Source organism: Microvirga terrestris (assembly GCF_015694425.1).
Lineage (GTDB): Bacteria > Pseudomonadota > Alphaproteobacteria > Rhizobiales > Beijerinckiaceae > Microvirga > Microvirga terrestris.
The window spans coordinates 81,510-107,066 of record NZ_JADQDN010000001.1 but is presented as its reverse complement, the minus strand read 5'-3'; the positions used below and the strand labels follow the sequence as shown (position 1 = coordinate 107,066).

At 62.9% G+C, this 25,557-nt stretch carries 24 protein-coding genes and 1 tRNA gene; 16 read left to right on the top strand and 9 right to left on the bottom strand.

Annotated features, from left to right (window positions below; all coding sequences use genetic code 11):
• Positions 1 to 97: 97 nt before the first annotated feature.
• Positions 98 to 682 carry a peroxidase-related enzyme gene (locus I2H36_RS00545; protein ID WP_196261947.1) on the top strand — a complete coding sequence of 195 codons (585 nt, stop codon included), beginning with the start codon at positions 98 to 100 and terminating at the stop codon, positions 680 to 682.
• On the opposite strand, the gene I2H36_RS00540 is transcribed toward I2H36_RS00545, so the two are convergent.
• Together I2H36_RS00540 and I2H36_RS00535 are read right to left on the bottom strand one after the other, a co-directional pair.
• On the bottom strand, positions 679 to 2,067 hold the full coding sequence (locus tag I2H36_RS00540) for an FAD-binding oxidoreductase (protein ID WP_196261946.1): 1,389 nt from the start codon (positions 2,065 to 2,067) through the stop codon (positions 679 to 681). The genes I2H36_RS00545 and I2H36_RS00540 overlap by 4 nt on opposite strands.
• A gap of 113 nt (positions 2,068 to 2,180) precedes the next feature.
• Positions 2,181 to 2,969: an SDR family NAD(P)-dependent oxidoreductase gene (locus I2H36_RS00535; RefSeq protein WP_196261945.1), complete on the bottom strand. Its 789-nt coding sequence runs from the start codon at positions 2,967 to 2,969 to the stop codon at positions 2,181 to 2,183.
• 485 nt (positions 2,970 to 3,454) lie between these two features.
• Here I2H36_RS00535 and I2H36_RS00530 point away from each other — a divergent pair, with 485 nt between their 5' ends.
• From I2H36_RS00530 to I2H36_RS00505, 6 genes are all read left to right on the top strand, one after another.
• Complete coding sequence (locus I2H36_RS00530; RefSeq protein WP_196261944.1) at positions 3,455 to 4,543, top strand: ABC transporter ATP-binding protein; 1,089 nt, start codon at positions 3,455 to 3,457, stop codon at positions 4,541 to 4,543.
• Positions 4,544 to 4,552: 9 nt separating this feature from the next.
• Positions 4,553 to 5,653 (top strand): ABC transporter ATP-binding protein, encoded by a 1,101-nt coding sequence (locus I2H36_RS00525; protein ID WP_196261943.1) that lies wholly within the window; start codon positions 4,553 to 4,555, stop codon positions 5,651 to 5,653.
• Entirely contained in the window at positions 5,650 to 6,546 is an 897-nt protein-coding gene (locus I2H36_RS00520) for a carbohydrate ABC transporter permease (RefSeq protein ID WP_196261942.1), read from the top strand. The genes I2H36_RS00525 and I2H36_RS00520 overlap by 4 nt, the downstream gene beginning before the upstream one ends.
• A gap of 104 nt (positions 6,547 to 6,650) precedes the next feature.
• Positions 6,651 to 7,427 (top strand): carbohydrate ABC transporter permease, encoded by a 777-nt coding sequence (locus tag I2H36_RS00515; RefSeq protein WP_196262564.1) that lies wholly within the window; start codon positions 6,651 to 6,653, stop codon positions 7,425 to 7,427.
• Between the two features lie 11 nt (positions 7,428 to 7,438).
• Positions 7,439 to 7,720, top strand: a complete 282-nt coding sequence (locus I2H36_RS00510) for a DUF2160 domain-containing protein (RefSeq protein WP_196261941.1) — start codon at positions 7,439 to 7,441, stop codon at positions 7,718 to 7,720.
• 153 nt (positions 7,721 to 7,873) lie between these two features.
• Positions 7,874 to 9,577 (top strand): ABC transporter substrate-binding protein, encoded by a 1,704-nt coding sequence (locus tag I2H36_RS00505; protein ID WP_246718614.1) that lies wholly within the window; start codon positions 7,874 to 7,876, stop codon positions 9,575 to 9,577.
• A 120-nt stretch (positions 9,578 to 9,697) separates the two neighbouring features.
• Here I2H36_RS00505 and I2H36_RS00500 read toward each other — a convergent pair whose 3' ends face one another.
• Positions 9,698 to 10,765: a patatin-like phospholipase family protein gene (locus I2H36_RS00500; RefSeq protein ID WP_196261939.1), complete on the bottom strand. Its 1,068-nt coding sequence runs from the start codon at positions 10,763 to 10,765 to the stop codon at positions 9,698 to 9,700.
• Between the two features lie 252 nt (positions 10,766 to 11,017).
• Here I2H36_RS00500 and I2H36_RS00495 point away from each other — a divergent pair.
• Both I2H36_RS00495 and I2H36_RS00490 read left to right on the top strand, forming a co-directional pair.
• Positions 11,018 to 11,093 (top strand) — tRNA-Ile (locus I2H36_RS00495).
• Between the two features lie 120 nt (positions 11,094 to 11,213).
• On the top strand, positions 11,214 to 12,200 hold the full coding sequence (locus I2H36_RS00490) for a glutathione S-transferase family protein (protein ID WP_196261938.1): 987 nt from the start codon (positions 11,214 to 11,216) through the stop codon (positions 12,198 to 12,200).
• On the opposite strand, the gene I2H36_RS00485 is transcribed toward I2H36_RS00490, so the two are convergent.
• The gene (locus I2H36_RS00485) at positions 12,188 to 13,408 is read right to left on the bottom strand and encodes an adenylate/guanylate cyclase domain-containing protein (protein ID WP_196261937.1); all 1,221 of its coding nucleotides are present in this window, start codon (positions 13,406 to 13,408) and stop codon (positions 12,188 to 12,190) included. The two genes, I2H36_RS00490 and I2H36_RS00485, sit on opposite strands and share 13 nt — an antisense overlap.
• Before the next feature lie 126 nt (positions 13,409 to 13,534).
• Here I2H36_RS00485 and I2H36_RS00480 point away from each other — a divergent pair, with 126 nt between their 5' ends.
• The gene (locus I2H36_RS00480) at positions 13,535 to 14,155 is read left to right on the top strand and encodes a TIGR02466 family protein (RefSeq protein WP_196261936.1); all 621 of its coding nucleotides are present in this window, start codon (positions 13,535 to 13,537) and stop codon (positions 14,153 to 14,155) included.
• A gap of 3 nt (positions 14,156 to 14,158) precedes the next feature.
• Here the strand turns inward: I2H36_RS00480 and I2H36_RS00475 are convergent, their stop codons facing one another.
• On the bottom strand, positions 14,159 to 14,818 hold the full coding sequence (locus I2H36_RS00475) for a Fe2+-dependent dioxygenase (protein WP_196261935.1): 660 nt from the start codon (positions 14,816 to 14,818) through the stop codon (positions 14,159 to 14,161).
• 125 nt (positions 14,819 to 14,943) lie between these two features.
• On the opposite strand from I2H36_RS00475, the gene I2H36_RS00470 reads away from it, so the two are divergent.
• The 4 genes from I2H36_RS00470 to I2H36_RS00455 all read left to right on the top strand — a co-directional run bounded on the left by I2H36_RS00470 (position 14,944) and on the right by I2H36_RS00455 (position 19,058).
• Positions 14,944 to 15,807, top strand: coding sequence for a hypothetical protein (locus tag I2H36_RS00470; RefSeq protein ID WP_196261934.1), 864 nt, complete (start codon positions 14,944 to 14,946; stop codon positions 15,805 to 15,807).
• Positions 15,808 to 15,812: 5 nt separating this feature from the next.
• Positions 15,813 to 17,147, top strand: coding sequence for a cytochrome c peroxidase (locus I2H36_RS00465; protein WP_196261933.1), 1,335 nt, complete (start codon positions 15,813 to 15,815; stop codon positions 17,145 to 17,147).
• A gap of 82 nt (positions 17,148 to 17,229) precedes the next feature.
• Positions 17,230 to 18,285: a bifunctional transcriptional activator/DNA repair enzyme AdaA gene (locus tag I2H36_RS00460; protein WP_196262563.1), complete on the top strand. Its 1,056-nt coding sequence runs from the start codon at positions 17,230 to 17,232 to the stop codon at positions 18,283 to 18,285.
• A gap of 8 nt (positions 18,286 to 18,293) precedes the next feature.
• Positions 18,294 to 19,058: an isocitrate lyase/PEP mutase family protein gene (locus I2H36_RS00455; RefSeq protein ID WP_196261932.1), complete on the top strand. Its 765-nt coding sequence runs from the start codon at positions 18,294 to 18,296 to the stop codon at positions 19,056 to 19,058.
• A 16-nt stretch (positions 19,059 to 19,074) separates the two neighbouring features.
• Here the strand turns inward: I2H36_RS00455 and I2H36_RS00450 are convergent, their stop codons facing one another.
• On the bottom strand, positions 19,075 to 20,274 hold the full coding sequence (locus tag I2H36_RS00450) for an MFS transporter (RefSeq protein WP_196262562.1): 1,200 nt from the start codon (positions 20,272 to 20,274) through the stop codon (positions 19,075 to 19,077).
• 292 nt (positions 20,275 to 20,566) lie between these two features.
• On the opposite strand from I2H36_RS00450, the gene I2H36_RS00445 reads away from it, so the two are divergent.
• The gene (locus I2H36_RS00445; RefSeq protein WP_196261931.1) at positions 20,567 to 21,766 is read left to right on the top strand and encodes a CAP domain-containing protein; all 1,200 of its coding nucleotides are present in this window, start codon (positions 20,567 to 20,569) and stop codon (positions 21,764 to 21,766) included.
• Positions 21,767 to 21,836: 70 nt separating this feature from the next.
• On the opposite strand, the gene I2H36_RS00440 is transcribed toward I2H36_RS00445, so the two are convergent.
• The gene (locus I2H36_RS00440; RefSeq protein WP_196261930.1) at positions 21,837 to 23,111 is read right to left on the bottom strand and encodes a dicarboxylate/amino acid:cation symporter; all 1,275 of its coding nucleotides are present in this window, start codon (positions 23,109 to 23,111) and stop codon (positions 21,837 to 21,839) included.
• A gap of 198 nt (positions 23,112 to 23,309) precedes the next feature.
• Between I2H36_RS00440 and I2H36_RS00435 the strand changes: the two genes are divergently transcribed.
• Positions 23,310 to 24,410 carry a serine hydrolase domain-containing protein gene (locus I2H36_RS00435; RefSeq protein ID WP_196261929.1) on the top strand — a complete coding sequence of 367 codons (1,101 nt, stop codon included), beginning with the start codon at positions 23,310 to 23,312 and terminating at the stop codon, positions 24,408 to 24,410.
• Here I2H36_RS00435 and I2H36_RS00430 read toward each other — a convergent pair whose 3' ends face one another.
• A complete protein-coding gene (locus I2H36_RS00430) occupies positions 24,411 to 25,133 on the bottom strand; it encodes an LrgB family protein (protein WP_196261928.1) in 723 nt (240 codons plus the stop codon).
• Entirely contained in the window at positions 25,126 to 25,518 is a 393-nt protein-coding gene (locus tag I2H36_RS00425; RefSeq protein ID WP_196261927.1) for a CidA/LrgA family protein, read from the bottom strand. The genes I2H36_RS00430 and I2H36_RS00425 overlap by 8 nt, the downstream gene beginning before the upstream one ends.
• Positions 25,519 to 25,557 lie beyond the last annotated feature (39 nt).

The following is a 25,557-nucleotide window of genomic DNA, read 5'->3' as shown; positions in this document are numbered from 1 at the left end:
GACACGTTGTTTACCGAATCCAACCCGAATAAGCTCGATCTGGCAAGAAGCCTCTGGAAAACGCCCTCCGGAGGAGCCCATCACGAAGAGGTGTCCCGTGAGCCAGCCGCCGATCAGTCGTTTTCCTGTTCCCGAGATCGCCGATCTGCCGGAGGATATCCGCTCGCGCATCCTGGCCGTTCAGGAGAAGTCCGGCTTCGTGCCGAACGTTTTCCTCGTGCTAGCCCGCCGTCCGGACGAGTTCCGCGCCTTCTTCGCATATCATGATGCCCTGATGGACAAGCCCGGCAATGTCACCAAAGCCGAGCGCGAGATGATCGTGGTGGCCACCAGCAACGCCAACCAATGCCAGTATTGCGTCATTGCCCATGGGGCCATCCTGCGCATCCGCGCCAAGAACCCGCTGATCGCCGATCAGGTCGCGGTTAACTACCGCAAGGCGGACATCACGCCCCGGCAGAGGGCGATGCTCGATTTTGCCATGATGGTCGCTCTCGAGGCTCACACCGTGGGTGACGCGGACATTGCGGCGCTCAGCGCCCACGGCTTCAGCGAGGAAGACGTGTGGGACATTGCGGCGATCGCCGCCTTCTTCGCCATGTCGAACCGCCTTGCCAATGTCAGCAACATGCGGCCGAACGACGAGTTCTACATGCTCGGCCGTGTCGAAAAGCAGGCTTAGGGCAGGAGCACCTTGCCCGGATTAAGCCGATTGTCGGGATCGAGCGCCCTCTTGATTGTGCGAGCCAGCTCCATCTCGGTGGCAGCGCGATAGCGGGCGAGTTCGCCGACGCGGTACTGACCGATGCCGTGCTCAGCTGAGATGCTGCCGCCGAAGGCCGCCACCACGTCGTGCACGATGCGATTCACGACTCCTGCATCGTGATCGGGTCCAACGAGTATGTTGTAGTGGATGTTGCCATCGCCCAGATGCCCGAAGGCGTTCACACGCGTTCCAGGCGCTCCGGCAGCCAACGCTTCGCCTGCCTCGGACAGGAACCGCGGCACCTCCGTGAGCGGCACCGAGACATCGTGCTTGACGCTCTTGCCCTCACGCGCCTCCGACTCCGTCACATGCTCGCGCAGGGCCCAGAGCTGGGCCGCCTGCGCGCCTGATTCGGCAATGACGCCATCGAGGGCGATTTCCTGCTCGAAGGCTGCCCCCAGCATGGTCTCGGCGGCTTCACGAAGGCCGGCAAGGCTGGAGGCTGCCTCGATCAGCACGAACCACTCGCCTTCCGCGATGGGAGCCTTCAGGCCGGCGTGCTTGGCGACAAGCTGCATGGAAGTGGCCGAGATTAGCTCGAAAGCGGAGATCTGATCACCCAATTCGTCCTGAGCCAGCGCCAGGAGCCGCAGGGCGGCCGCGGGGTCGGCCACCGAAAGCAGCGCCGTCACGGCATGCTTCGGCCGCGGCAGGAGCCTCAAGACCGCTGCGGTCACGATACCGAGCGTGCCCTCGCTGCCGATGAAGAGTTGCTTCCAGTCATAGCCCGCATTGTCCTTGCGCAGCCGGCGCAGGCCGTTGGCAATGGTCCCGTCCGGCAGCACCACTTCGAGGCCGAGCACGAGGCTGCGGGTCATGCCGTAGCGCAGCACGTTCACGCCGCCCGCATTGGCTGCCACGACACCACCAATGGTGGCCGAGCCTTCCGCCGCCAGGCTGATCGGCAGGAGCCGGCCGGCAGCAGAAGCGGCGTCCTGCGCGACTTTCAGGATGCACCCGGCCTCCGCTTCGATCGTCAGGCCCACGGGATCCACATGGCGGATGGCCGCCATGCGGTTGAGGGACAGGACCACCTGCGTGCCGGACGCATCCGGAACCGCGCCGCCGGCGAGCCCCGTATTGCCGCCCTGGGGCACGATGGCCACCCCGGCCTCGCGGCAGATCTGCACAATCCCGGCGACCTGCTCGGTCGATGAGGGACGGACCACGCAAGCCGGCTTGCCCGGAAAGAGCTTGCGCCAGTCCACCGCATAGGGCTCAAGATCGGAAGGGTCCGTGACGATGCCCGCCGGTCCGACAAGACCCGTCAGGCGTTGCAGCAGATCCATCGACATCGTCATGGTAAGTCCTCGTAGCCGTGCGTTCACGGCATCGATTACCGCTCCTGACGGATCGCGGCGGGATCGTCAACGCGGTATCCACGAGAGCCAGGGTGAATGCAGCAGGGTTGCGCTCACTTCTTCCCGGATCCGGGCTCGGCCATCTTGCGGTGCTGCTCAGCCAGCACGCCGGCCGGGGTGACGGAGGCCAGAACGGTGGTGAACTTGTTCTTCCACCCGCTCACCACGTCGCCATCGCCGCGCATCATGGCGTCGAAGCCGGTCTTGGCCACATCGGCCGGATCGTCCTTCTTATCCTGCCCGACCTGGGTGTCTTCCATGCCCGCCCGCTCGAAGAACTCTGTCTCCGTAGCGCCGGGCATCAGGCAGGTCACCGTCACGCCCGTGTCCTTCAGCTCGTTGCGGAGCGCGAACGAGAAGGAATCGATGAAGGCCTTGGTGCCGTTATAGACTGCCTGGAACGAGCCCGGCATGAAGCCGGCAATGGATCCTGTGATAAGGATGCGCCCCTCACCGCGCGTTCGCATATCGCGTCCGACCTTCTGGATGAGATAGATCGTGCCAGTGATGTTCGTGTCGATCACATGGCGCACCTGGGCAAAGTCCTGATCCAGGAAGGCACGCCCGAGGCCATGGCCGGCATTGGCCAGGAGTGCGGCGACAGGCCGGCCATTCAGAGCTGCATAAAGCTTGTCGACCCCCTCGGTGGTGGCAAGGTCGGCCTCAACCGCATCGACGGAAGCACCAAGGGCTTGAAATTCCTTCGCCGCGTTGTGAATAGCCGCCTGATCGGCCGCAATCAGAAGGTCATAGCCGTTCTGGGCGCAAAGCTTGGCAAGCTCAAACCCGATGCCCGATGAGGCTCCGGTGACGACGGCGAGTGGCTTGGATGTATCGGGCATGGCGCTCTCTCTGCAGGTGTGACGGCATTCAACCGGCCACTGCTGGAGACGAGTGAGCCCGGCACATCAGCTTGAACTCCTGGAGGACGCGAGAGTTCAATAGCTTACTGCTGCCTGCGGCAGGCATCGTTCATGGAGCATCCTCGAGCCCGGCCAAAAAAGCGAATTTCGGACCCGATGCCACCCGGTTGCTTTCGCCCAGATGGCAAGATACCTTCACCATAACAATAACAACAGAACAGGCCCGGAGGGTCGGCAGTCGGGAGAAGCGCTCTTGGTTCCACAGGCAACGGCGACGCTGCGCGTCGCGGTGAGGGATTGCGCATACGGGCACGGCAGAGCCCTTGACGCGACCGAGCGTGTCGCCGGGATGAACTTTGCCGGAGGTGTGATGCCAGCACCTGCAGTGTCCTGCCGGAACAGCCCTGGATTGCCCCGTTCGTTCTGGACTCTCTCGATGCTGCTCGCCCTCCAGGGAAGTGCCGATGACTCTCGTTCTTGATGGCGTCTCGAAGAAGGTCGGAGCCTCCACGCACATCGAAGATGTCAATCTCACCCTGGAGCGTGGCTCGCTCAACGTGCTGCTTGGGGCGACATTGGCAGGCAAGACTTCCCTCATGCGGCTCATGGCCGGACTCGATGCACCGACGAGCGGTCGTGTGCTCGTCGATGGCAACGATGTGACGGGCTGGCCCGTGCAACGGCGCAGTGTCGCGATGGTCTATCAGCAGTTCATCAATTACCCCTCGCTGACCGTCTACGAGAACATCGCCTCCCCCTTACGCGTTTCCGGCGCAGCCCGGAACGAGGTCGATGTGCGTGTGCGCGATGCCGCCAAGCTGTTGAAGCTTGAGCCCTATCTCGACCGCAAGCCGCTCAACCTGTCCGGCGGCCAGCAGCAGCGGACCGCCATCGCGCGGGCGCTGGTAAAGGGCGCCGACCTTGTCCTCCTGGACGAGCCGCTGGCGAATCTCGATTACAAGCTGCGGGAGGAATTGCGCGAGGAGCTGCCGCGGGTCTTTGCAGCCTCGGGGGCCATTTTCGTCTATGCCACGACCGAGCCGTCGGAGGCCCTGCTTCTCGGCGGCAACACGGCCACCCTGTTCCAAGGCCGGGTGACGCAGTTTGGACCAACCCCGCAGGTATACCGGCAGCCGCATGATCTGGTCACGGCCCGCGTGTTCTCGGACCCGCCGCTCAACACCCTGAAAGCCCGCAAGGCGGATGGCGTTGCCACCTTGAGCACCGGCGGGCAGGTTCCTGCGATCGGACCTCTCGCCAGCGTTCCTGACGGCGAGTACACCGTCGGCTTTCGGGCTCATCATCTCACGCTCGAGCCCACCGGCACCCATGAGATCACGATCGCCTCGACCGTGTCCGTCGCCGAGATCACAGGCTCGGAGAGCTACGTGCATCTCGATGCGAGCGGCCATCGCTTCGTCGCCCTGGTGCCCGGCGTGAGGCGCCTGGAGCCGAAATCTCCCGTGACCGCCTATCTCGATCCCCGCCGCCTCTTCCTCTTCGATGCGGATGGCCGGCTCGCCGCGGCCGATCCCACTCAAAAAGCAGCGTGAGAAAGAACCATGGCCCGCATCACGCTCGATCATCTCGCCCATGCCTATAAGGCCAATCCCCGCAATGCGGAGGATTACGCCCTGAAGGAGATCAACCACGTCTGGAGCCAGGGCGGCGCCTATGCCCTGCTGGGGCCTTCAGGTTGTGGCAAGACGACCCTGCTCAACATCATCTCCGGCCTCGTGCGCCCGACGCGCGGGCGTGTGCTCTTCGACGAGCTCGACGTGACGGACCTGTCGACGGAGTCCCGCAACATCGCACAGGTGTTTCAGTTTCCCGTGGTCTACGACACGATGACCGTGCGCGAGAACCTCGCCTTCCCGCTCAAGAACCGGAACGTGCCCCGCGACAGGACGGCACGGCGGGTGGAGGAGATCGCCAGCCTTCTCGATCTCACCCGGGTGCTCGACCGCAAGGCAAGTAATCTCACGGCCGACATGAAGCAGAAGATCTCCCTTGGCCGCGGCCTCGTGCGCCCCGACGTGGCGGCGATCCTCTTCGACGAGCCGTTGACGGTGATCGATCCGCACCTGAAATGGCAGCTGCGCTCCACCCTGAAAGAGATCCATCGGGCACTGGACATCACCATGATCTACGTCACGCACGACCAGACCGAGGCGCTCACCTTCGCCGACAAGGTCGTGGTCATGCATGACGGCGCCGTGGTGCAGACCGGCACCCCGGAAGAGCTGTTCGAGCGCCCGGCTCATACCTTCGTGGGTCACTTCATCGGTTCGCCCGGCATGAACATCCTGCCCTGCCGGGTCGAGGGTTCAACTGCCTTCGTGGGCAACACCATGATTTCCCTCCGGCGCGTCTATCGCACTCTCTCCGACGGCGAGCATATCGAGCTCGGCATCCGGCCCGAATTCGTACGGCTCCAGCCGAAAGGTGCGGGCCTGCCCGTCCAGGTGAGGCGCATCGACGATATCGGGCGGGCACGCATCGCCCGCGTGGAGATGAATGGCCGCTCCCTTGCCGCGAGCGTTCCGGACGGCATCTCCATTGAAGGGAGGGAGGCTTCGCTCGTGCTCGATCCGAAGCACGTGCACATCTATGCCAACGGGCATCTGGTAGCGGGCGAAGCAAACGGAGGGCAAACGTCATGACAAAGCCCCTCAACAACAGGGCTTGGTTCTTCGTCCTGCCCGTCTTCGCGATTGTCGCATTCTCCGCCATTCTGCCGATCATGACGGTTGTGAACTATTCGGTGCAGGATACCTTCGGCAACAACCAGTTCTTCTGGAACGGCATCGGCTGGTTCCAGGAATTGCTCGATCCATCGAGCCAGCTCGGCGAGCAGTTCCTGTCCTCGCTCATGCGCACGCTGCTGTTCTCGGCCATCATCCTGCTGATCGAAGTGCCGCTCGGCATCGCCGTGGCCTTGTCCATGCCGCGCGAGGGTTGGACGGTGGCGCTCTGCCTTGTGCTCATGGCACTGCCGCTGCTCATTCCGTGGAACGTGGTCGGCACCATCTGGCAGGTCTTTGCCCGCGGCGACATCGGCCTCCTCGGCTGGGTCGTCAACCGTCTCGGCATCGACTACAACTACACGGGCGATCCCATAGATGCCTGGGTGACCATCATCGTCATGGATGTGTGGCACTGGACGAGCCTTGTGGCGCTTCTCTGCTATGCCGGGCTGAAATCGATTCCCGACGCCTATTACCAGGCCGCCCGCATCGACGGCGCCTCGCGCTGGGCCGTGTTCCGCACCATCCAGCTGCCGAAGATGCGGCGCGTGCTGCTGATCGCCGTGTTGCTGCGATTCATGGATTCCTTCATGATCTACACAGAGCCCTTCGTGCTCACCGGCGGCGGTCCAGGCAATGCCACAACCTTCCTGTCCATCGATCTGGTGAAGCTGGCCCTAGGCCAGTTCGATCTCGGCAAGGCCGCTGCCATGTCGCTGGTTTACAACCTGATCATCCTCGCCATCTGCTGGGTCTTCTACACCGTCATGACCAACGTGGATGCCGAGCGCGAGAGAATCGAAGCATGACCGGAACCATTGCCGTCGGCCGTTCGGACGTGAAGCCTGTGGCGGCACCTTTGGCTGCTAACCGCGCCCTGTCCGGTCCCCGCGTGAACGGACGCGTGGTGGTGATGACCCTCTATCTCCTGTTCCTGATGCTGCCGATCTACTGGCTCGTGAACATGAGCCTGAAGACAAACATGGAGATCACCTCAGGGCTCACGCTCTGGCCGCGTGACATCACCTTCGACAACTACATCAAGATCTTCACGGATGAGAGCTGGTACTCGGGCTACATCAATTCGCTCACCTACGTGCTCATCAATACGGTGCTGTCGATCGCCTTCGCGTTGCCGGCCGCCTATGCCTTCTCCCGCTACAGGTTCCTGGGCGACAAGCACCTGTTCTTCTGGCTGCTCACCAACCGCATGGCACCGCCGGCGGTGTTCGCCCTGCCCTTCTTCAACCTCTACTCGGCCATCGGCCTCTTCGACACGCCCTGGGCCGTGGCTTTGGCGCATTGCCTGTTCAACGTGCCGCTCGCCGTGTGGATTCTCGAAGGCTTCATGTCCGGCGTGCCACGGGAGATCGACGAGACAGCGGCCATCGACGGCTATTCCTTCCCGCGCTTCTTCATCAAGATTTTCATGCCGCTGATCGCCTCGGGCGTCGGTGTCGCGGCCTTCTTCTGCTTCATGTTTTCCTGGGTCGAACTGCTTCTGGCACGAACGCTCACGTCCGTAACCGCAAAACCTATTGCCGCCACCATGACGCGCACGGTTTCGGCGGCCGGCATGGACTGGGGCCTCCTGGCCGCCGCTGGCGTTCTGACCATCGTGCCCGGCGCGCTCGTGATCTGGTTCGTCCGCAACTACATCGCCAAGGGCTTTGCCCTGGGCCGGGTCTGAAGGAGAGCGCCATGCCTGATTTCGCCTGGATGGCTTGGACGTGGCAGACCGGCATCTTCTTTGCCGTCATCGCCAGCCTGTTGCTGACCATGATACTGCTGGCAGCGTATCGGCCTGAGACGGAACGCGTCGGCATCCTGCGCATCCCTACGACGCGCGGCGACCGGCTCTTCATTTCGCTTCTCGGCTCAGCGTTCATCCACCTCGCCTGGCTCGGGCTCGTTGGCCCGGATCTGTGGTGGGCATCGAGTCTTTCGCTCCTCTATGCGGCAGCGGTGTTCCGCTACGTGTGAGGAGAGGGAAACATCAAGACCTTGCGGTTCGCCCGGACCGCAGGGACCAAGACCGGTGCATCAACCGGCAGGGCATCACTTGGGAGGAACAGAATGAAACTCACCCAATCTCACCGGCGCCTGAAACTCTTCGTCTCGACCAGCGTCATCGCCATGACGCTCGGCACCAGTGCCGCTCTCGCCGGGATGGACGAAGCCCGTCGCTGGGTCGACAGCGAATTCCAGCCCTCGACGCTCTCGAAGGACGAGCAGCTGAAGGAGATGGAATGGTTCGTGAATGCGGCAAAGCCCTTCGCCGGCATGGAGATCAACGTGGTCTCCGAGACGATCACGACTCATGAATACGAGGCCAAGACGCTCGCCAAGGCGTTCTCGGAAATCACCGGCATCAAGCTCAACCACGACCTGATCCAGGAAGGCGACGTGGTGGAGAAGATCCAGACGCAGATGCAATCTGGACGGAACATCTACGATGCCTGGGTCAATGATTCAGATCTCATCGGCACCCACTTCCGCTACAAGCAGGCGATTGCGCTCACCGACTTCATGGACGGCGAAGGCAAGGACGTGACGAGCCCGACGCTCGACCTCAACGACTTCATCGGCCTGTCCTTCACCACCGCCCCGGACAAGAAGCTCTATCAGCTGCCCGACCAGCAATTCGCGAACCTGTACTGGTTCCGCTACGACTGGTTCCAGCGCCCGGACCTGAAGGAGAAGTTCAAGGCCAAGTACGGCTACGACCTCGGCGTGCCTGTGAACTGGTCGGCCTATGAGGATATCGCCGAATTCTTCACCAACGACGTGAAGGAGATCGACGGTGTCAAGGTCTACGGACACATGGACTACGGCAAAAAGGATCCGTCGCTCGGCTGGCGCTTCACCGATGCCTGGCTCTCCATGGCCGGCAACGGCGACAAGGGCCTTCCGAACGGCCTGCCGGTCGATGAATGGGGCGTGCGCATGGAGGGCTGCCGCCCTGTCGGCTCCTCGGTCGAGCGCGGCGGCGACACAAACGGCCCTGCCGCAGTCTATTCTATCGCCAAATATCTCGACTGGATGAAGAAATATGCCCCGCCGCAGGCGAACGGCATGAACTTCTCCGAGTCCGGACCGGTGCCGGCGCAGGGCAACATCGCCCAGCAGATGTTCTGGTACACCGCCTTCACGGCCGATATGGTGAAGCCGGGCCTGCCAGTGATGAACCAGGACGGGAAGCCGAAATGGCGCATGGCTCCCTCCCCGCACGGCGCCTACTGGAAGGATGGCATGAAGCTCGGCTACCAGGACGTGGGATCTTGGACCCTGCTGAAGTCAACGCCGCTCGAGCGCCGCAAGGCGGCCTGGCTCTATGCGCAGTTCGTCACCTCGAAGAGCGTGTCGCTGAAGAAGAGCCACGTGGGCCTCACCTTCATCCGTGAGAGCGACATCTGGGACAAGAGCTTCACCGAGCGCGCGCCGCAACTCGGCGGCCTCGTTGAGTTCTATCGCTCGCCCGCTCGCGTGCAGTGGTCGCCCACCGGCAATAACATCCCGGACTACCCGAAGCTCGCACAGCTCTGGTGGCAGAACATCGGCGATGCAGCCTCCGGCGCCAAGACTCCGCAGCAGGCGATGGACTCGCTGGCAGCTGCACAGGATGACGTTCTCGGACGTCTCGAGCGCGCCAACGTGCAGGGCGAATGCGGTCCGAAGCTGAACCCCAAGACCTCAGCCGAGGAATGGTTCAAGAAGGCCGAAGCCGCCGGCACCATCGCGCCCCAGCGCAAGCTGGCAAACGAGAAGCCGAAAGGCGAGACGGTGGATTACGACACGCTCATCAAGAGCTGGCCGGCCAATCCGCCCAAGCGCAGCTGATCGACAGGAGGCCCCGCTGGCAACAGCGGGGCCTGTTTCTACACGCAGTCAACTCGACTTCACTCTGTCACAGTTACTTCTGCGCTTGTGGCTGCCGCCAGGGACATTCCACAAAGCGGGTCAGGAATAAGCACTACGCAGGTCGAGAGTGCTTCTTTCTCCGATATTCTGATAGTTCTCCGCAAGCCAGCTCCGGGCAGCCGCCCGGCCTAGATCCCTGAGCGTCTCGAAGAACTCCCATTTGGCGCTCAGGCGCGAGGCGGCGGCAAACTCGTCGAGCAATTCGCCGCCGTGGATCCGGTGCATCAGCACCCGCTTGTAGTCCTGCGTCGAGAGCTTGCCTTCATCGATCAGACGCGTGACGAAATCGACGGCCCGGAGCTCCTGGAGGAGATGGGCATTGAACGTGATCTCGGTCAGACGGTTCTGGATTTCCTGGGGGGTCTGCGGCGTCGACCGGCGTTCGATCGGGTTGATCTGAACGAGCACGATATCGTCCGCCTCTGTTTCGTAGAACAACGGAAACAGCGCAGGATTGCCGGAATAGCCCCCATCCCAATAGGGCTCGCCATCGATCTCGACGGCCTTGAAGATCATGGGCAGGCAGGCCGAGGCGAGAACATGATCGACGGTCAGCTCAGGGCCGGTGAAGAGCCGGATCTTCCCGGTCCAGACATTGGTCGCCGCGATGAAAAGCTTGGCATCCGTGCAGGCGCGCACCCGGTTAAAATCGATCAGCTGATTGAGGGCATCCCGCAAGGGATTGATGTCGAGCGGGTTCAGATCATAGGGGCTCGCCACCCGCGACCAGGCATCGAGCCAGAGATGGGTCGTTGCGCTGCCGATGCTCCAGAAGCTCAGCATGCGATCGAACAGCGAGCGCTGCACAGGCGACAGACTGCCATCGAGGCTGACGCGCTGCCAGAACGTGCGGAGCTGCTCGCGTGCACCATCCCGGCCGCCTTCGAGCCAACCCTCGAAGAGAACAACCGCGTTCATGGATCCGGCGCTGGCACCGGAGATCGCCTCGATGGCGAGGCGGCCATCTTCAAGCAGATAGTCGAGAACGCCCCAGGTGAAGGCGCCGTGAGCCCCGCCGCCCTGCAAGGCGAGCGAAACCGGCTTCTCGGCGTCCGGGCTCCTCAGCCCGCGGACAGGGTGGCTGATCTTCTTGGCGCGTCCGGTCATCAAAGGCTCCCAATCTCGGTCAGCCTAACACGAGGAGCATTCTGCGGGGCAATCCTGGGCCGCTCTAGATTGCTATCACTCTGAATGGAGGCAATAGGCACGCAACAGTCGGGACCGGGCAGCCATGGCAGAACCGGCTTGACGGGGGACGCGATGTATTACAGGAACATGAGAGGATGCCGGACATGCTCCGGCACAAGCCGAGGAGGAAACGTTTCCTCTTAGGCAGAAGGTGACCCTCCTTCTTAGGAAGGGCCTGTAGCTCAATGGTTAGAGCCGGCCGCTCATAACGGTCTGGTTGCAGGTTCGAGTCCTGCCGGGCCCACCAATCTTTTCAATGGTTTAAGACGCCTTTGGCAGCCCCCTGGCCACCGTTTGTCGCCGGGCGCGCTCTTGATCCAGACGCAAATCGACCATCTGTCTGGTCTCATAGCCGGTGGAGGAAGAGATGGGGCTGCTTGTCGACGGGGTCTGGCAGGACCGATGGTACGACACCAAGACTACGGGCGGGCGCTTCGTACGCACGAACGCGGTTTTCCGCAACTGGGTCACCGCGGACGGGTCCCCGGGCCCGACCGGTGAGGGCGGGTTCAAAGCCGAGGCTGGGCGCTATCACCTCTACGTATCCCTCGCCTGCCCCTGGGCCCACCGCACCCTGATCATGCGCCAGCTGAAAGGCCTGGAGGCCATGATCGGCGTTTCCGTCGTACATTGGCGCATGCTGGAACACGGCTGGACCTTCGAGGACGGTCCCGGCGTCATTCCGGACCCCATCCATGACGCCCGCTACCTACATCAGGTCTACACCGCCGCCAAGGCCGACTATTCGGGACGCGTGACGGTGCCGGTGCTCTGGGACAAAGCAAAAGGCACTATCGTCAGCAATGAATCCGCCGAGATCATCCGCGTGATGAACGCGGCCTTCGACGGCATCGGAGCAAAGCCTGGCGACTACTACCCCGAGGGTCTCCGGCCTGAGATCGACGCCTTGAACGCCCGCATCTACGATCATATCAACAACGGCGTCTACAAGGCAGGCTTCGCGACGACGCAGCAGGCCTATGAAGAGGCCGTCCGCCCGCTCTTCGAGGCGCTCGACACGCTCGACGAGCGCCTGTCCTCACGCCGTTATCTCTGCGGCGACGGACTCACCGAAGCCGACATCCGGCTGTTCACCACGCTTGTGCGCTTCGATCCCGTCTATGTCGGCCACTTCAAGTGCAACCTGCGCCGCATTGCCGATTACCCGCACCTGTCCGGTTACCTGCGCGACCTCTACCAGACGGACGGCATCGCCGAGACCGTGAACATGGCTCATATCAAGGGGCACTATTACGAGAGCCACAAGACCATCAATCCAACCGGCATCGTGCCGGCCGGGCCCGTGCTGGACCTCGATGCGCCACATGGACGCGAGCGCCTTCAGGGCCGGTAGACCTCGATCGCTTCCGCGAATCCTTCTACCGCATGAGCGCCTAGCGGCGAAGGATTGCCCCACAGGTGCTCCACGAAAGGTTTCGACATGAGGAGCGGCTCGCCCAGCCGCTTGTTCAGTTCGGCGATGCGGCTTGCGAGATTCACGTCGCGACCGATCACGGTGAAGTCGAGGCGCTGGCCGGAACCCACATTGCCATAGGCCGCATCGCCGTGATGCAGGGCAAAGCCCACGCTGATCGGCACCGGGAAGCGGCCTTCGCTGTTCGCCGCCTCGATGCGGCGAAGCGCATTGGTGGCGGCCGTGAGCGCCGATTGCGCCGCGCCGCCCGTGTCGTCGCCCTTGTCGCGCACGATGGCGAGAACGCCGTCTCCCAGATATTTCAGCACCTCGCCGCCTTCGTCCTCGATGGGTGGCACGAGGCAGTCGAAATAGGTGTTCAGCAACTCCACTGCGCTCTCGGGGCTCAGCGTCGACGAGATATGCGTGTAGTCGCGCATGTCGGCGAACAGAATGGCCGAGCGGATGCGCGTCACCTGCCCGCGCTGAATCGCCCCGGAGAGGATCGCCTTGTGCGGGCCGTCGCCCACATAGACGCGCAACACCTCGTCGAGGCGATTGCTGGTCGCCCGCAGTTCAGTCACGAGGGCGAAAGAGGGCATCACCATGCGCAGGATCGCCAGCTCGCGCTGGCCGAACCCACCCGGGGTCCGGGTCGCAAACGAGATCGCGTTCTCGGCACCGTTGGTGAACTGGATCGGGACCGTCACGTATTGCCGGTAGCCCGCCTCCTTCAATTCCGGAATGACCGGGAAGAGATCATCGGGCGTCTCGTCGAGATCGAGAATGAGCCACTCGCCGGTGCGGTTCACATAGGCGAAGGGGCTTGCTTGATATATATCCTCGCGCCGGTCGCCATGCGGCAGGTAGCGCACGACGGTGCCCTCCTCCCGAGTCCAGAATCGGCCGATGCCGGCATATTCCGTATGCAGGGCCTCGATGGCCGAAACCGCCCGATCGATCGGCAGTCCCAGATCGATCAGCCGGTTGAGGAAGCCGGTCAGGACCTCGTTCGCATCCTCCATCCGGGCCGCGATGGTGACGAGCCAATCCCGCAGGGCGACGACGCGCGACAGGCTCTCCTTGTCGAGGCTCTTGGCCATGGTCAGGAGATCGTCCGAAAAGGCTGTAGCGGGAGGAAGCGTCATAAGGCCAAGGTGTGGTGTCCCCGTGAAACCTTCAAGTCGGGGGAGGCGTTCGCCCGGGAAAGCTGCTATGCGCCTCAATTGGGCAATCATTTTGACAAGGGGCCAGGCCCCATACAGAGCCGGACCATGGCAAGCATCGATACGCTTTTCGTCACTAAAGTCTACCGCGCCGAGCTGACCGGCGCCAAAGCCGAACAGCGCAACGCCGAGCTTGAGGCTGCGAGCTTGTCCATCGCGGAGGATGACGAGGCCGGCCAGCGCTGGTGCGCCAAGCACGGCTATCCCGGCTACACGTCCTACGCATCCCTCAACGACCTGCCCTGGCGGGTCCCGGTCTTCGGTGACCTCCTGAAGGAGATCGACAAGCATGTGGCGGCCTTTGCCAAGGAGCTGGAATACGACCTTCAGGGCCGCAAGCTCGTCATGGACAGCCTCTGGATCAACATCCTGCCTCCCGGCGGCATTCACACCTCGCACATCCATCCGCATTCGGTGATCAGCGGCACCTATTACGTGACGATCCCGGAGGGCGCGAGCGCCCTCAAGCTGGAGGACCCGCGCCTCGGCTTCATGATGGCGGCCCCGCCCCGCAGGTCCAAGGCCAAGCCTGAAAATCGGCAGTTTGCCTATATGAAGCCCGTTCCCGGTACCGTGCTGCTGTGGGAAAGCTGGCTGCGCCATGAGGTGCCCCTCAACGAGGCGGAATCCGAGCGGATCAGCATCAGCTTCAATTACGCGTGGCAGTAAGGTTCAAACCTCCGCCCACATCCGGAAGAGGTTGGCGCTGCTCTTTGCCAGCAGGTCGAATTCCGGCGTCTTTCCCGACTGCGCGAAGATGTTGCGCTTGGCGGTCTCCAGGTCGAAGAGAAGCTCCCGCTTGGCGCTGTCGCGCACGTAGCTCTGCGCCCAGCCTACGGCGACGAGGCGCTCGCCGCGGGTGACGGGCGCCACCCGGTGCAGGCTCGTCGAATCATAAGCCACGAGATGGCCCGCAGGGAGCTTTACCTCCTCCTCGCCCGAGACGGATTCGATCACGAGTTCACCGCCCTCATAGGAATCCGGATCGGCCAGGAAGAGCGTGAAGGAGATGTCCGTGCGAATGCCGTTCATCAGGGGATTGTCCACGTGGGAGCCATATTCCTTGCCTTGGCCGTAGCGGGCGAAGATCAAGGGCGTCAGGGCCTTCGGACGGACGGCGAGGCTGAAGACCTCGTTGCCGGCAATAGCCTTCGTTACCTTTTCCCGCAGGAGGCTGAGCGCTGCTCCCTCACGGGCCTGCTCGTTGTCCTTGACCAGCTTGGCACTCCACCCTGCTGTGGCGCGGCCATCCTCGAAGCGCATGGAGCCCAGCATGGAACGAGCCTCTTCGAGCTCGGTCGGGGTCAGGACATCAGCAATCGTCATGAGCATGAGTGAGGCACCTTCGCGCTTGCCAGGACACCCCTTATTATGTAGCTAAGTATCTGTAAAGACTAGTAGTTTTTAGCAATTCCAAACTAGCCGGCGGCGATCTTGTCCTGCCGACGGGAAATCGCATGAAGAGACGGAAGATTTGGGCGGGCCTGGGCACCGCCGTCATGGTTGCGGTACCGGCAGCCTCCCAGGCAACGATGATGGATGTCCAGACCCGGCAGCCCGGGGTTGAGGCCAAGGCGGATCAGGCCCTGCTGCAGCTTGCCCAGCACCAGGGCCATGGAGCCGCAGCTCCGGCCGCGACCTCGGGCGGAGAGGGCGATGAAGGCGGGGCCGGCGGCGCGCAGCTTCCCCCGGCGCTGCACCTCTACCGCGGCATCGAAATGATCCGCGGCCACCTTCTTGTCGGCGGGGAGCTGATCGAAGCCAGCCGCTGGGCCGATGCCCTGCCTCACTTCCTGCACCCCGAGGGAGAGATCTATGCCAGCATTCGCGACGATCTGAAGACCTTCAGCATCGCGCCCTTCCAGGTGGCCCTGAAATCGCTTTCTCAGACGGTGAAGGCTAAGAACAAGGAAGCCTATGCCCGTGCCCGTGCAGCGCTCGAGGAGCGCCTTGCCGCTGCCGAGACGGCGGTGAAGGCCAAGGAAGAGAACGGCACCTATTTCGTGCTCGAGACTGCGCTCGAGGTGCTGCAGCAGGCCGCCGATGAATATGCGGAAGCCGTCGAGAAGGGCCGCATTGCCAACGTGGTCGAGTACCAGGATGCGCGCGGCTTCGTGATGGAGGCCGACCGCCTCGTGGGAACGGTGATGCCCGCTGCGACTGCTAAGAACGCGGATGCAGCCAAGGCCGTTCAGGCAAGCCTCGCCGATCTCAAGGCCGTCTTCCCGTCCGTGACGCCGCCGAAGCAGGCCGTCAAGGATTCCGGGGATTTCCTGAGCACCATCGCGAAGTTCGAACTTCAGCTCGGAAACCTGCGCTAGGATCGATGGTGCGCGAAGGTTTCGCCAGGGCCGGCCGTTTGCTTGCGGGACTCGTGCTCGCAAGCCTCGTGAGCGGAGCGGCCGACAGGCCCGCTCCGTTCGATGCCGCGCATTGGCGCGCGATCTTTGCGCGCCCCGATCACACGCCGACACCGCCGGACAATCCGGCCACGCCCGAGAAGATCGCGCTCGGAGCGAAACTGTTCGACGACACCCGCCTGTCGGGCGACGGCATGACAGCCTGTTCGACCTGCCATCAGGCCGATCTCTCCTTCTCCGACGGCATCGACCGGCATGTGGGCCATGATGGGCAGGCGCTCGACCGGCGCACGCCGCCCTTGTGGAATCTAGCCTGGGGCCTGTCCTTCTTCTGGGACGGAAGGGCACCGAGCTTGGAGGCCCAGGCAATGGCCCCCATCGAAAACGAACGCGAGATGGCGGGCAATCTGCGGACAGCCCTGCAGGTCCTCGCTTCCGATCCCCAGATGCCAAAGGAGTTTTCCGCTGCCTTCCCGGAGGATCCTGCGGTCACTCAAGACAACCTGGCAAAGGCCCTTGCGGCCTTTCAACGAACGCTCGTCTCGCCGGAAACGCGCTTCGACCGCTGGGTCAAGGGCGACGACAACGCGCTGGAGCCGGACGAACTGGCGGGTTTCTCTCTCTTCGTCGGCAAGGCGGGCTGCGTTGCCTGCCATCAGGGCTGGCGCTTCACCGACGAGGCCCTCCACGACATCGGCCTGCCTGGCACCGACAAGGGACGTGGGCCGGTGCTTGGCGTGCCGGCGGCCGATCACGCCTTCAAGACGCCGAGCCTGCGCGAGCGCGTCTGGAGCGCGCCCTACATGCATGACGGCTCGCTCACCACCTTCGAGGATGTGGTCGATCATTATGCGGATCGCATCGTGAAGCGCCCTACCCTCTCGGCCGATCTGCCGAAGCAGATCGAGCTCAGCGCGACGGAGCGCGCGCAGCTCGTTGCCTTTCTGAACACCCTGTCCGGCGACGATCCCCCGCGCCCCGCAAGGCTGCCGGCGAAAGCGATGACATGGGGCGCAAGCGTCGATGCTGTCGTGGCCTCTACTATCAGCCAGAAGGACCGCCGCTTCTCGCCCGGTGCGATCCTCATGAAGGCGGGCGAAGCGCTGCGCATCCTCAACGATGATACCCGCGTGCACAATGTGCGCGTAGACGGGCCGGCCAAAAGCTTCATTTCGGATGCCCAGAACCCTGGCGACACGGTGAACATCGGGTTCGATCAGCCGGGGCAATACGACGTGATCTGCGGCATTCACCCAGACATGCGACTGAGCGTGACCGTCTCGACGGCACGGGCCCGCTGAGGCAGCGAAGACGGAAAGAAAAATACACGCCTCGTTTTCGGCGACAGAGACCCGGAATCTGCGCTAAAACCTCGTCATGCCAATGCCTCGTGACGACGATACTCTCTTTGCCGCTCTGATCGCCCGCGATCCCTCTTATGAAGGGTTCGCCTATGTGGGCGTGAAGACGACCGGCATCTTCTGCCGCCTGACCTGCCCGGCCCGCAAGCCGAAGCGCACGAACGTCATATTCTTCTCCTGCCGGGATGCTGCCCAGGAGGCGGGCTTTCGCCCCTGCCTGCGCTGCAAGCCCCTCGACATCAAGCCGCCTGCAAGCGAGGCTTTCCATACGCTGAAAGAGCGGATCAAGACAGAGCCCGACAGGCGGTGGAGTGCACAAGACCTGAAGACTCTCGGATACGATCCGTCGACGGTGCGCCGTGCCTTCCAGCGCGAATACGGCGTCACCTTCGTGCAATATGCCCGGTCACAGCGGCTGGGGCTTGCCGTCGATACCCTCCAGCACGGAGGCTCCGTCACGGATGCCCAGCTCGATGCCGGCTACGAGTCGGGCAGCGGCTTTCGCGAAGCCATCAACCGCCTCATCGGCGATGCGCCGGTCCGCACGGCCGCGCACCAGATCCTCACGGCACAATGGCTCGACACGCCCATCGGGGCAATGCTGGCCGTGGTGGACGATGCGGGCATCCATCTGCTCGAATTCGCCGAGCGCAAAGCACTTCCCAAAGAGATCAAGCGGCTGCGCGAGCGTGTCGGACCGATCCGCTTCGGCCATCACCCGATGATCGACAGGCTTGCCGGTGAGCTGGAGCAATACTTTTCTGGGCAGCTGACGGCATTCGCCATACCGGTCGTCCAGAAGGGCACGGCATTTGAGGCGGGCGTCTGGGATGCATTGCGACAGATTCCAGCCGGTCAGACACGCAGCTACGGCGCACTCGCAGCCGCGATGGATCGCCCGAACGCAGTGCGGGCGGTGGCAAGGGCGAACGGTGCCAATCAGGTGGCGATCATCGTGCCCTGCCATCGGGTGATCGGCGCCGATGGGTCCATGACCGGCTACGGCGGCAAGATTTGGCGCAAGCAATGGCTGTTGAATCACGAACAGCGCATGGCACTATCACAATCGCAGACCTGAGGTGAAAGATGTCCGATCAAGTCACGAAAGCCCAGAAGTTCAAGACGCTCCACGTTCCGGGCCATCCGATCATCCTGTTCAATATCTGGGATGCGGGCACCGCGAAAGCCGTGGCGGCAAGTGGCGCAAAGGCGCTCGCGACCGGTAGCTGGTCGGTTGCAGCAGCGCATGGATTCGAGGACGGCGAGCATATGCCCTTCGATCTGGCGCTAGCCAATCTGGAGCGCATTACGGCCGCCATGGAGCTTCCGGTGACCATCGACCTGGAGAGCGGCTATAGCGTGACCCCAGACGGTGTCGGCATGACCGTCGCCCGCGCGCTGGAGGCGGGGGCCATCGGCTGCAATCTTGAGGACAGCGCGCGTGAGACCGGGCCTTTGCGCACGATCTCCGAACAGGCGGCGCGGCTCAAGGGCGCGCGGCACGCAGCCGACAGGCTGGGTATTCCCGCCTTCCTCAATGCGCGCACCGACGTGTTTCTCATCGCTCCCGCAGATACGCATGAAGGCCTCGTTGCAGAGGCCCTCGAACGCGCGCGTGCCTATGCCGATGCCGGTGCGGACGGCTTCTTCGTGCCGGGCCTCGTCAATGAGGCATTGATCGCGCGTGTGGTCGAAGGCTCGTCTCTGCCGGTGAATGTCATGTTCAATACAGCCATGCCGCCGGCTGCACGTCTCGCAGAGCTCGGCGTCGCCCGCATCAGCCACGGGCCCGGACCGTATCGGATGATGATGAAGGCGCTGGAAAGCGCTGCAAGAGAAGCCCTGCTCTGACAGGGCCAACCTCACCTCAAGCGCGCGCCTTCTCGATCCTAGGCAGGAAGTAGGCGAGCAGCCCGATGGCCGGCAGGAACGAGCAGATCTTGTAGACTGTCTCGATGCTGGTCATGTCGGCAAGCTGCCCCAGGGCTGCGGCGCCTAGACCTCCCATGCCGAAGGACAGGCCGAAGAACAGGCCTGCAATGGTTCCGACGCGACCGGGCACGAGCTCCGTTGCGTAGACGAGGATGGCCGAAAAGGCGGAGGCGAGCACAAGGCCGATGATGACGCTCAGCACCGCCGTCCAGAACAGGCCGACATAAGGCAGCAGGAGCGTGAAGGGTAGCACGCCGAGGATCGAGATCCAGATCACGTAGCGCCGTCCGATCCTGTCGCCCACCGGGCCGCCGAGCAGCGTGCCTGCCGCCACCGCCCCGAGGAAGATGAACAGGTAAATCTGCGCATCCTGAACCGACACCTGGAACTTCGAGATCAGGTAGAAGGTGTAGTAGCTGGTGAGCCCGGCCATGTAGAAGTTCTTCGAAAAAACCAGCAGCATCAGGATCGTGATCGAGAGGGCGATGCGCTTGCGCGAAAAGGAGGACTTCCTCTCCATCGCCTTCGGCTTTGCCTTCAATTCCACCAGCTTGTCCCGGTACCAGCGCCCGACCGAGAACAGGATCAGCATCGCCAGCAGCGCCACCGCGGAAAACCAGGCAATGCTGCCCTGTCCGAACGGCACCACGATGAATGCCGCCAGCAGCGGCCCCAGTGCCGTGCCCGCATTGCCGCCGACCTGGAACACCGATTGCGCCAGCCCGTGCCGTCCGCCGGACGCCATGCGGGCGACGCGGGAGGATTCCGGATGGAAGACCGACGAGCCCATGCCGACGAGCGCAGCGCCTAAGAGCAGCATCGGATACGAATGCGCCTGCGAGAGCGTCAGAAGGCCGATGAGCGTGAAGCCCATGCCGACCACGAGGGAGAAGGGTTGCGGCTTGCGATCAGTGAATGTGCCGACCAGCGGCTGCAGCAGTGATGCGCTCATCTGGAAGGTGAGCGTCAGCAGGCCGATCTGCCCAAAGTCGAGGCGGTAATTGTCCTTGAGGATCGGATAGATCGCCGGGAGCAGCGACTGGATGAGGTCGTTCAGCATGTGGGACACGCTGATGGCAATCAGGATGGGCACTGCGACCCTTTCCGCCGAAATCTGGACGGTCGCAGCGGGCATGACAGGAGATTTGGTGTCCATCAGATGTTCTTTGTTATCGGACCGAGCCTGAGACTCGGGCCTTCTGCAGCGTTTCCGATTCTCCTATAGCCCAGAATGGGATGTTGATCTCCTGCCCATCCTGCAATCCAGGGCTACGGCTCAGGCGGGGCAAGCTTCCTGTTCGTGCCGGGCCGTGACCGAAATGCAACAAAATAGCGCATAGGTCACAACTTTTTCCCATTTGATGTCTAAGCCCGAAACCCAAGGAATAAGCCCGGCAACGGGACAGTGTGAGAACAAGGGGTATTTCATGTCTCAGGCCACATCCTACGAGCAATTGATGCTCGAACTGGTGAACCGGGAACGCGCGAAGACAGGGGCTCAGCCGCTTGCCTTCAACGGCAACCTCAACGATTCGGCGGATGCGCACAGCAACTGGATGATCTCAACTGACATCTTCAACCACACAGGAGTGAGCGGCACATCCCCGCATCAGCGGATGATCAACGCCGGTTACAGCTTCACCGGATCTTGGACATCAGGAGAGAACATCGCCTGGGCGAGCCTCCGGGAGCCGACAGGGCTGCAGGACGAGGTGGAACTGCTGCACACGAACCTGATGAACAGCGCGGGCCATAAAGCCAACATCCTCAATGGCAAGTTCCAGGAAATCGGCATCGGGTTTCAGACCGGGGGCTACCTGACCTGGGACGCGGCCTTCGTAACGCAGAATTTCGCCCGCTCGGGCACTAAGACCTTCCTGACCGGCGTCACCATGGACGACAAGGATGGCGACCGGTTCTACGATATCGGCGAAGGGCTCGGCGGGCTCACCGTCTCGGCCGTGAGCGCGAGCGGGGCCAAGTATACGACCACGACAGGGGCTGCAGGAGGCTACAATCTGGCCTTGGCAGCAGGCGCCTATACGGTCACGTTCTCCGGGGGCGGCTATGCCTCCGTCACCAAGCAGGTGACCGTCGGGCCCTCGAACGTGAAGCTCGATCTCATCGATCCGGCAGCCGCCACCAGCAGCCCGATCATCGGCACGGCGGCGGCCAACAGCCTCTCCGGCACTTCGGCCGCCAACACGATCAAGGGCATGGGCGGCAACGACAAGCTCTATGGCAAGTCCGGCAACGATAAGCTTTACGGCGGCACCGGAAACGACGGGCTCGTGGGCGACAGCGGCAATGACCGGCTTTATGGCGAGAGCGGCAAGGACAGGCTCAATGGAAGCAGCGGCAACGACATTCTCACCGGCGGCTCCTATGCGGATACCTTCCGCTTCGTGGGCAAGTGGGGAGCCGACAAGATCACCGACTTCACGAACGGCGTCGACCACATCGACCTGCGCGGCAACGGTCTGAGCTTCCGTGAACTCAGCATCGCCCGCGGCAATGGCGACGGCGACGGCGTGGCGGATGACGTGATCATCAAGGCCGACGGCCAATCGATTGCTCTGCTCAACGTGAAGGTCGCGCTGATCGGCGCTTCGGACTTCTTGTTCTGAATTTACTTGCGTAGACACAGAAAAAGGCGGGCTTTTGGCCCGCCTTTTTGCTGATCCGTTGTCGTGTCTCTTATTCGGCTGCGACGAGAACTGTCTCCCGTGCAGGAGCGCGCGTTTCGATGGCGCCGTCATAGAGTGCTTGATCGAGAACGCCCTCCTCCTTTGCCACGAGTACTGGCACGAGAACCTGACCGGTAACGTTGGTCATGGTGCGCATCATGTCGACCACGCGGTCGATGGCGATGATGTAGCCGATGCCTTCGAGCGGCAGGCCGGCAGTGCTCAAGGTGAGCGTCAGCATCACGATCGAGGTGCCGGGCACGCCGGCGGTGCCGAGCGAACCGAGCACGGCCGTGAGGCCAATGAGCACATATTGCGTGACCGTGAGATCGAGTCCGAAATACTGCGCGATGAAGATCGACGCGATGGCGGGATAGATCGCCCCGCAACCGTCCATCTTCACGTTGGCGCCAAGCGGCACCGCGAAGCTCGCATAGCTCTGTGGCACGCCGAGCTTCTCGACCGCGACGCGCAAGGACATCGGCAGGGTGGCGAGGCTCGACGAGGTCGCAAAAGCCATTTGCATCGCCGGCGCTGCACCGCGGAAGAAGCGTCCCACTTTGAGACCATGCAGCTTCAACAGGCCGCCATAGACCACGATGATGTGGAACAGGCAGGCGATATACATGGCGGCGATGAACTTGCCGAGCGGCAGCAGCGATGACAGGCCATAGCGCCCAACCACCCAGGCGATCAGCCCGAAGGTGCCGATGGGCGTGAGCTGCAGCACCCAGCGGGTGATACGGAATACGAGGGTTGCGCCCTGATCGACCAAGTTTCGGATGCCAGCCGTCTTCTCGCCGAGCGACACGAGGGCCGCGCCGACGATGCCGGAGAAGAACAGCACCTGCAGCACATTGGTGTCGGCCATGGCCTTGATCGGGTTCGTGGGCACGATGCCGATCAGCACCTCGAGCGGTGTCGGGATCGTGCGCGACTTCACCTCGCCGAGCGGCAGGTTCGACAGGCCGAGACCCGGGTCGATCAGGTGGCCGAACGTGATGCCGACCAGAACGGCAATCGCCGAAGTGGCGACGAACCAGAACAGCGTGCGCAATCCGAGGCGCGCCACGTTACCGGCTTCCGCGAGCTTCGCCACGCTGGACGTGATGGTGAAGAACACCAGCGGGATGACGATCATCCGCACGAGGTTCAGGTAGATGTCGCCCAGAGGCTTGAACCAGACGGCTGCCTGCTCGCCGGCCAGCACGCCTGCGAGGATGCCGAGGGCAAAGCCCACTGCGACCCGCTGCCAGAGCGGACGGGTAAACCACGGTTGAAACATGTGGATTGCCTTATATTTACGAAGATATATGCAAATAATACATGACCGGGCGCAGCACAAATGTCGCAGGTGCAGGGCTGAGGGTGCTCGCGTGCATGGATAGAGGCGACTCACAATGGTGTGTGGCGGGTTGTGGTCGAGAACCGCGGTCCCATTTCGGGGTTTGTCCGACCGTCAAGAAGAGCTACCGATGATCTCATGACCCTATCGCAACCTGGCTTTCGACAGTTTTGCACATCGCTCCTGCTTCTTGTCGCCGGTAGTGTCGGTGTGGCGGCTCAACCCGCCTCTCCTCCCCCGGTCGTTCCCGACGCCCGGCTGATCGAGGAGACAGTCGAACGAGCCAAGGACCTGCCCAATCTCCGTTCGCTCATTGTCTCGCACAACGGGACCGTCCTGACGGAGCAGGCGCTTGGCGGCGCGAGGCTGGATCGTCCGACGAACATCAAGTCCGCCTCCAAGACCATCATGTCAGCCCTTGTGGGCATCGCCATCGAGCGCGGGATTCTGACGGGTGTTGATCAGCCGGTTGCGTCGATCCTCGATCAGAGCATTCCGTCCGACGCCGATCCGCGCGTGAGGCAAATCACCATCGGGCATCTGCTTTCCATGCAGGCCGGGCTGGAGCGCACCTCCGGCCGCAATTACGGCGCCTGGATCAGCACCGGCAACTGGGTGCGCGATGCTCTCTCGCGCCCCTTCGCAGATGAGCCGGGCGGACGCATGCTCTATTCGACTGGCAGCACACATCTGCTCTCTGCAGCGCTCACCCGTGCTTCGAAGCGCAGCACCCTGGAGCTTGCCCGCGAGTGGCTCGGCGAGCCGCTCGACATCACCATTGCGCCCTGGACCCGCGATCCTCAAGGCATCTATCTCGGCGGCAACGAGATGGCGCTCTCGTCCCGTGCGCTCCACCGCTTCGGCGAGATGGTTCGCCAGGGTGGCACCATCGACGGCAGGCGCGTGGTGTCGGAGAACTGGATCAGGGAATCGTGGACCCCGCGCACGTCGTCACCCTTCACCGGCGATGCTTACGGCTATGGCTGGTTCATGCGCGACATGCACGGACACAAGGCTCATTACGCCTGGGGTTTCGGCGGGCAGATGCTCTACGTGATCCCCAGCCTCGGACTGACGATCACCATGACCTCCGACCCGACGGAGCCGTCACGGGAGGACAACTATATTGGTCAGCTTCACGCGCTCGTTGCAGACGGCTTCGTTCCAGCGCTTCTGCCGAAGTCAGAGGACACGACCGGCAGCGTTGGCCCTAACGGCGGGCAGGCACCAAGCCCCTGATTAGTCGAGCAAGAGCCTCAGCACCAACGGAAGAAGCAGCGCCGTCACCAGGGCATTCAACCCCATGGCGATCCCTGCGAATGTGCCGGCCAGGGAATTGACCTGAAAGGCCCGCGCCGTTCCGATCCCATGCGACGCAAGCCCTACGGCAAACCCGCGGGCGCGCCAGTCCTTCATGCGCAACGCATTCATCAGAGGCGTGACCATGATCGAGCCGATAACGCCGGTGAGCATGATCAGAATGGCAGTAAGGGATGGATCGCCACCCAGGGTCTCCGTGATGCCCATGCCCACTGGAGCAGTGACGGATTTGGGTGCGAGCGAGATGAGGATGAGGTTAGGAATGCCGAGAAGCTGCGCGATGACGACGGCAGACACGATGGCCGTCACCGAACCTACGACCAGCGCCACCACCATCGGCACGATGGAGCGCAGCACGATGTGCCGGTTCTCGTAGAGCGGAATCGCGAGCGCGACGGTCGCAGGTCCCAGCAGGAAGTGCACGAACTTCGCGCCTTCGAAATAGACCGGGTAGGACGTGCCCGTGCTCCACAGCACGAGCGCAACGGCCGCGACGGAGATCAGCACCGGATTGAACAGGGGATGACGCTTGAAGGCGAGCGAGATGCGGTCAGCGATCACATAAGCACCGAGCGTCACCACGAGCCAGAGAAGCGGCGTCTGCGAAAGGTAGACCCAGAGGGAGAAGGCGGGATCAGTCACGGCGCTCGCCCTCCTCCATGGAAGAACCGCTGAGGCGCGACACCACCACGAAGGTGACGACCGTCACGACCAGGGTCACGAAGGTCGAGGCCACGAGGGCGATCGCGAGGCTCACGCCATATTCCGCCACCACATCGAGCCGCTGCACAACGCCGACGCTCGCGGGAATGAACAGCAGCGAGAGGTGGGCGAGCAGCCCCTTCCCCGTCGAGTCGAGCGCTCGGCCGAATTCAGGAATTTTCGCCCTGATCCGGTCGCGCAGGATCAGGACCACGAGCAGGAACAACATGCCGAGCACAGGTCCCGGCAGCGGCCAGCCGAGCCCGCGAGCGACGACCTCGCCGAGAAGCTGGCACAGAAGAATGAGGGTGAGGCTGACGATCATCGACGTTACATAAATGAAAAAGGCGGGCTTGAGGCCCGC